This window comes from Brevundimonas sp. (genome assembly GCF_035627055.1).
In the GTDB taxonomy this organism is placed as follows: domain Bacteria; phylum Pseudomonadota; class Alphaproteobacteria; order Caulobacterales; family Caulobacteraceae; genus Brevundimonas.
The window spans coordinates 1-5,856 of record NZ_DASPMM010000026.1 but is presented as its reverse complement, the minus strand read 5'-3'; the positions used below and the strand labels follow the sequence as shown (position 1 = coordinate 5,856).

Genomic DNA, 5,856 nt, shown 5'->3' with positions numbered 1-5,856 from the left:
AGCCGAGGGCCAGATAGGTCATAGGGTGAGGACTATTCGGCCGCCAGCAAGGCGTCGTTGGAATCCGAAAGGCCCAAGGCCCCCATCAGCGCCCGCAGCTCCTGGCGTGCGGCCACGTGCTGCAGCGAAACGGGGATCGGCCGGATGTCGGTGGACAGGTCCGCAATCGTCAGACCGAAGGGGAAGAGTTCGCGGTAGATCACCCGGTCCCTTAGGCCGGGTCCCACCCGGAAGCCGATCCGCTTGGCCAGCGCCTGGACCCGCTCGTCCACGCGCTTGCGGTTGCGAGCCTCCGTCGGCGCCAGGCGGTTGCGCAGCACCACCCAGTCGATCGAGCGGCCCTGGCTGGCCGCCCGCATCTTGCGGCTGTTCCAGACGGTTTCGGCGTAGAGGCTGGGCCGCTTCACCTCCAGGCTCACCGGGTCGACGACGCCCAGCATGTCGAAGTCGACGAAGCTGTCGTTCATCGGCGTGACGATCTGGTCGGCGAGGCCGTGGGCGGTGCGCGACAGCAGGGTGTCGCCGCCGGGCGTGTCGATCAGGATGAACTCGGCCTGGGCGCGAGCCTCGGCGAAGGCGGCGTTGAAACGGGCCATCTGGATGGTCTCGTCGGCCTTGGCCAAGGCCTTGCCGTCCCCGAGGTCCGGTTCGAGCGGCATCGGCAGGGCCTGGTGGTTGCCGGCCATCCATGCGGCGCGGTTGGCGAAGAATTTGGCCATCGACCGCTGGCGCAGATCGAGGTCGATGATCGCGACCGTCTTGCCGGCGTGCAGCAGGCCGCAGGCGATGTGAATGGCGAGCGTCGACTTGCCCGCCCCGCCCTTTTCGTTGCCGACGACGATGACCGTGGGGTCAGCCATGAAATCCCGATGCTCCGCGGCCGCCCGACTCGACGGGCGGCCTTCAGACGCCAGAATCGCCGCGCCGGGGCGCGGCGTCAACGGAGCGGCCGTCAGTGATTGTGGATGTGAGGCGCCGGCGCCTCAGGCCCGGCGGCACCACGGGTCGTCGACGCCTGCGGCGGCGCAGACGGCGGCGGCGCCGGCGGCCGGGGTCCGAACCTTGAGCCGGGTCAGGCGGCGGCCGCCGATCTCGACGCTCTCGAAGACGGGCGTCAGGCCATCGAGGTCGAGCCTGGCCCAGGCGGCGCGGGCGGCGGCCTCGCTGGAATAGGCGCCGATCTGAACCAGTCTGGCCGGGCCGGACGGGGCCGCGGCGCGGGAGCGTTGAGCCGGGGCCCGTGCGGGGCGCAGTCCGGCCCGGGCGGCGGCTCCGTCGATGCGGGCCGAGACCCGCTGGACCACGGCGTCGGCCACCGCAGGCGCTGCGGCCGCGGCGAGACGCTGCGCCTGCTCCCCGGCCATGGCGCCGAGGTCGCCGTCGCGGGCGTCCCAGAGGGCGTGGGGGTCCATCACCTCGACGCGCAGGGCGGGGCGCAGTCCGGCCTGATCCGCGGTGCGCAGGACGGCGGGACGCGCCTCGACCGTCCTGGGCCCGTCCAGCGGGATGGCGGCCACGGCCTCGGCCATGTCCTCGAACCGATGCGGATTGGGCTCGACCATGCCGCAGGCGGACAGGGCGGCGGCGGCCAGACAGGCCAGCACTGGACGAATGAGGAGGCTCGGCGTCATAAGCGGCACACTGGCACGCCGGGCTTTGAAGCGCGGTTCACAAGCACGCTTAAGGCGAAGGGTTAATCCGTTCACCATGCCCGACACTCCCGCCCTGCCCGTGGCCCGCACCATCGCGGAGCTGCGCGATACCGTAAGCGGCTGGAAGCGGCAGGGGTTCACCGTCGGCTTCGTGCCGACCATGGGGGCGTTGCACGAAGGCCACCTGACCTTGGTGCGCGAGGCCGGCCAACGGGCGGACCGGGTGGTCGCCAGCGTCTTCGTCAATCCGACCCAGTTCGCGGCGCACGAGGACCTCGGCGCCTACCCGCGGCAGGAGGGTCGCGACGCGGAGCTGCTGGCCGGGGCCGGCTGCGCCCTGATGTACGCCCCGGCGGTCGAGGAGATGTATCCCGCCGACGCGACCACGACGATTTCGATCGGGGCCCCCGCCGAGGGGCTGGAGGGCGCGTTCCGGCCGCAGATGTTCGGCGGGGTGGCGCTGGTGGTGGCGAAGTTGCTGAACCAGGTGCAGCCGGATGTGGCGGTGTTCGGAGAGAAGGATTTACAGCAGCTGATCGTGGTGCGGCGGCTGGTGCGCGATCTGGATATTCCGGTCGAGATCGTCGGCTCGCCGACGGTGCGGGACGGGCATGGCCTCGCCCTGTCGTCGCGCAACGCCTACCTGAGCGAGGACCAGGTGGAGGTGGCGCGGCGGCTGAATGGGGTGCTGGCGGAAGCCGGCGTCCGGGCGGCGGCCGGAGTTCCCCTCCCCGCCGTCGAAGCCGAGGCGCGGGAGGCCTTGCTGCAGGCCGGCTTCAGCCATGTCGACTACGTCGCGGTGCGGCGCGCGGACGATCTCGGCGAGTTCGAGGGTGGAACCGCCGACGGTCCCGCCCGCATCCTCGCCGCCGCCTGGCTGGGCAAGACGCGGCTGATCGACAATATGGCCGTCTAGCCGATCGCGCCCACGCAGCCTTCCGCGCCGCCCACCGGCAGCGCAGCGTCGGTCAGCGCCAAGGTCCAGCCGTGGTGGGTGTCGAGCCCGCGGCGGCGGAGGCCGGCGCCGTCGCCGGCGTCGCCGCCAGCGGTGACGAGGACGCGGCGGCCGCCCGGCAGGGCCGCGGGATCGATGCGGCCGACGGCCAGCGCCGTGGGCGTGTCGCCGCCGAAGCCGTCGAAGACGCTGAGCATGGCCCACTCGCGGCGCAGGCCGGTCCACCACGGGTCGCCGGCGTTGACGGCGAGGACGGCGACGCCGTGGCCCCCGGCGGCCCAGGCGAGCGCGGCCTGCGGATCGCGGACAGCGCGCATGTCGGCGGCGGCGCCGAAGCGCAGGCGGGCGGCGTCGAAGGCGCGGGTCGGCTCGACCGGCGACCAGACCTGGACCTGCAGGCGACCCTGACGGGCGAGGCCCCAGCCGACGATCTGGCGCCAGAGGGAGGCGACGGCCTCCCGGTTGTCCGGGGCGGCCCGGGCGCGGACGCGGTCGAGGACGGTCTGTTCGCGGTCGGGGCGGAGTTTCAGGTGCGGGCCGCAGGGCGCGTCCTTGGCCTTGCCGACGCGGGCGGCGAGGACGAGGCGGCGCTCGAAGAGGGCGAGCAGCTGGTCGTCGAGGACGTCGATTTCGTGCCGCAAGGCGGCGAGCGCCATCTGTTCGGGCGAGACGTCGAGGGGGGCGGGCCAGACTTGCTGGAGAGTGCAGTGCGACACGGGCGGACTTTCAGGATTTCGATGAGGCTGCGGGGCGTTTTGCGAGCCGCCGCTCCGTCGCGGAGCGGTCGCCGGCGAGGCGGCCGGGACGCGATGCCCGACGCCTCAGCCGGCGTATCGAAAGCCGTAGAAATACAGGTCCGCGGCGGCGGTGACGCCGGCGAATGCAGTCGCAGCGAGGGCTGGCGAACGGACCATGAGGGTCATTGGGCGCATGGATCGTGCGCGGTCAAGCCGTTCAGGCGCTGAGCAGGACAAAACGCGTGCGGTTGTCGGCGGAATCCTGGATGTCGTTGCGCAGAATCGACAGCTCATAGACCTCGGCGGCGCGGGTGGGCGCGACGGCGGCGCGGGTCGGGTCGGCGGCCTCGGCCACGGCGCGGGCGGCCCCGGCGGTGTCGAAGGCCTCGACCGGCTGGATGCCGAGGCTGGTCAGGGTTCCGGTGCACTGGCCCAGCGCGGCGGGGTGGCTTTCCGCGGTCTTCACGTCGCCGAGCCGGGCGCCCTGCGGGGCCATCAGGGCCAGACGGATCGGGCGCCACGCGTCCGAAACCACGGTGAGACCGGCGCTCTCGACCAGGGAGGCGGCCGGCTCGACGCGGCCGATGGTGGTGTTCTCGACCGGAATCAGGGCGCAGCCCACCTCGCCCGACTTCAGGGCGTCGAGGGCGGCGTCGAAGCTGTCGTAGGCGACCGGCACGTCCCACGGCCTCAGGTCGATGACGGCCTCGTGACTGAAGGCGCCCGGGGCGCCCTGGTAGGCGCAGCGGCCGGGCGCGTCGTCGCCCTCGGGGCGGCCGACGGCCTCCATCTCAGGCCGCCTCGGACTGCGCGCGCCGGCCGGCCTTGAGCCGTTCGGCGACGAGGAAGGCCAGCTCCAGCGCCTGGTCGGCGTTGAGGCGCGGGTCGCAGTGGGTGTGGTAGCGGCTGGACAGGTCGTCCTCGGTCAGGGCCTGGGCGCCGCCGAGGCATTCGGTGACGTTCTGGCCGGTCATCTCGAGGTGGACCCCGCCGGGGTGGACGCCCTCGGCCTCGGCCACGTCGATGAAGCTGCGGACCTCGGTCAGGATGCGCTCGAAGGGCCGGGTCTTGTAGCCGTTGCCGGCCTTGAGGGTGTTGCCGTGCATCGGGTCGATCGACCAGACCACGCGGCGGCCCTCGGCCTTCACCGCCCGCATCAGGCGCGGCAGGCGGTCGCCGACCTTGTCCGCCCCGAAGCGTCCGATCAGGGTCAGGCGCCCGGGCGTGTTGTCGGGATTCAGCGCGTCGATCAGGGCCAGCAGGTCGTCCGGCTCCATCGTCGGTCCGCACTTGAGGCCGACCGGGTTGCGGATGCCGCGGGCGAATTCGATGTGGGCGCCGTCCAGCTGGCGGGTGCGTTCGCCGATCCAGACCATGTGGGCCGAGGTGTCGAACCATTCGCCGGTGGCGCCGTCGAGACGGGTCAGGGCGCTCTCGAGGTTGAGCAGCAGGGCCTCGTGCGAGGTGAAGACCTCGACGCGCGAGAGGTCCGGATGGGTCTCGGGTGTGACGCCGACGGCCTCCATAAAGGCCAGGGCCTCGGTGATCTTGTCGGCCAGGTCGCGGTATTTGGCCCCGTAGGCGCTGTCGGCCGCGAAGCCCATGGTCCAGCGGTGGATGTTGTAGAGGTCGGCATAGCCGCCGCCGGCGAAGGCGCGGAGCAGGTTCAGGGTCGAGGCTGACTGGTTGTAGGCGCGGATCAGCCGCTGCGGGTCAGGCAGCCGCTCTTCCGGCGTGAAGGCCATGCCGTTGATGATGTCGCCGCGGTAGCTGGGCAGGGTCTGGTCGCCGATGGTCTCCAGCGAGGAGGAGCGCGGCTTGGCGAACTGGCCCGCGATGCGTCCGACCTTCACGACCGGCTTGCGGCCGGCGAAGGTCAGGACGACGGCCATCTGCAGGATCAGGCGGAAGGTGTCGCGGATGTTGTCGGTCGAGAACTCCTTGAAGCTCTCGGCGCAGTCGCCGCCCTGCAGCAGGAAGGCCTCGCCGGCCTCGACCTGAGCCAGTTTCGCGGTCAGGTGACGCGCCTCGCCCGCGAAGACCAGCGGCGGCATGGCGCGCAGTTCATCCTCGACGGCATGCAGAGCGGCCATGTCCGGATAGTCCGTCGGCATCTGCACGACGGGTTTCGATCTCCAGCTCTCGGGCGTCCAGCGCGTCGTCATTTCAGCAAGATAGGCGGAGCGGGGTTTGTGGACAATGAACCGTTGTGACGCATCGGGAGGATGGGGGTGAGGCAGCAGGGATCAGGCAGCAGGCAGCAGGCAGCAGGCAGCAGGGAGGGACAGGCGGCAGGCATGGGTCATCGTCTTCCGGGGCTTGGGCCGCGAAAGGTGGGGAGGGCGCGGGGTCGCCGGGCCTCGCCCGGTGAGGGTTGTGTTACCGTTTCGACGAGACAGACGCCCCGCGCGGCCGTTTTCCACGCACCCTACCGGCTGGCGGCCCGTTGGAGCCTTGCCGGAAACACGCCGGCGGCCTTGCGGACGCCGGCGCGGGACGGACCTGCAGACCG

At 71.8% G+C, this 5,856-nt stretch carries 6 protein-coding genes; 1 reads left to right on the top strand and 5 read right to left on the bottom strand.

What is annotated here, in order from left to right:
• Window positions 1-32 precede the first annotated feature (32 nt).
• A complete protein-coding gene (locus tag VEA98_RS14575; protein ID WP_324815959.1) occupies window positions 33-860 on the bottom strand; it encodes a division plane positioning ATPase MipZ in 828 nt (275 codons plus the stop codon).
• A gap of 123 nt (window positions 861-983) precedes the next feature.
• Window positions 984-1,631: an SPOR domain-containing protein gene (locus tag VEA98_RS14570; protein ID WP_324815956.1), complete on the bottom strand. Its 648-nt coding sequence runs from the start codon at window positions 1,629-1,631 to the stop codon at window positions 984-986.
• A 76-nt stretch (window positions 1,632-1,707) separates the two neighbouring features.
• Between VEA98_RS14570 and panC the strand changes: the two genes are divergently transcribed.
• Window positions 1,708-2,568, top strand: a complete 861-nt coding sequence (panC, locus tag VEA98_RS14565; RefSeq protein WP_324815953.1) for a pantoate--beta-alanine ligase — start codon at window positions 1,708-1,710, stop codon at window positions 2,566-2,568.
• On the opposite strand, the gene VEA98_RS14560 is transcribed toward panC, so the two are convergent.
• The 3 genes from VEA98_RS14560 to VEA98_RS14550 all read right to left on the bottom strand — a co-directional run bounded on the left by VEA98_RS14560 (window position 2,565) and on the right by VEA98_RS14550 (window position 5,509).
• Window positions 2,565-3,263, bottom strand: coding sequence for a chorismate mutase (locus VEA98_RS14560; RefSeq protein ID WP_324815951.1), 699 nt, complete (start codon window positions 3,261-3,263; stop codon window positions 2,565-2,567). The two genes, panC and VEA98_RS14560, sit on opposite strands and share 4 nt — an antisense overlap.
• 298 nt (window positions 3,264-3,561) lie before the next feature.
• Entirely contained in the window at window positions 3,562-4,134 is a 573-nt protein-coding gene (locus tag VEA98_RS14555; RefSeq protein WP_324815948.1) for a prephenate dehydratase domain-containing protein, read from the bottom strand.
• Between the two features lies 1 nt (window position 4,135).
• Window positions 4,136-5,509 carry a class II 3-deoxy-7-phosphoheptulonate synthase gene (locus VEA98_RS14550; protein WP_324815946.1) on the bottom strand — a complete coding sequence of 458 codons (1,374 nt, stop codon included), beginning with the start codon at window positions 5,507-5,509 and terminating at the stop codon, window positions 4,136-4,138.
• Between the last annotated feature and the right edge of the window lie 347 nt (window positions 5,510-5,856).